Here is a 610-nt window from a genome sequence, read left to right on the forward strand (position 1 = left end):
CTGCTTATTGAATGCATTTACCCCAGATAGATATTGAAGAGTATAGCCCTCTGGAACGTCGTATGTACGACTCCCACTAGCTGTTAAAATCATATCTATAAAAACTGCCGGTTCTATCATTGAAACCATGTTAGAACCGTTAATGTTAATTTGTGTACCATATGCCATTATAATCTTCCCATACGTACACGTAGTACGTTGTTTGAGTCGTATACAGAAATACGATCATTTTCAATAACCATTCGTCCTTCTGAACTACCACCATTAATATTAAATGTACCGCTTTTATCAATTTGCCAACCTGAAGTGCCAGCTACGTAATCAGTACTTTGAATTGTGTTTCCAATCTTGGCATTAGTAATTGCACCATCTGCAATCTTAGCTGTTTCAATTGTGCCATCTGCAATATTTGCCGATCTGATTGATGCATTTTCAATTTGTGCACCACCAATACTCGCATTACGGATCATTGCCGATGTTAGATAAGTAGTACCGGAAACTGCATCAACAACAAATGGATATTGTCTATCTTCACCTGGTGCATCTTTCGAACTAATAAGACTGAAACGATCCGCAACTACAGAAAATACTGATTCTTCACCATTGTTAC

General features: G+C 37.7%; 1 protein-coding gene. It reads right to left on the reverse strand.

All coding sequences use genetic code 11. The annotated features are described in order from the left end of the window. Positions 1-167 precede the first annotated feature (167 nt). Positions 168-610: phage tail tip fiber protein (locus GKAS_RS25195; protein WP_425590907.1), on the reverse strand; the 443-nt coding region annotated here is incomplete at its 5' end.

Origin of the sequence: Kluyvera ascorbata ATCC 33433, assembly GCF_000735365.1 — a bacterium.
In the GTDB taxonomy this organism is placed as follows: domain Bacteria; phylum Pseudomonadota; class Gammaproteobacteria; order Enterobacterales; family Enterobacteriaceae; genus Kluyvera; species Kluyvera ascorbata.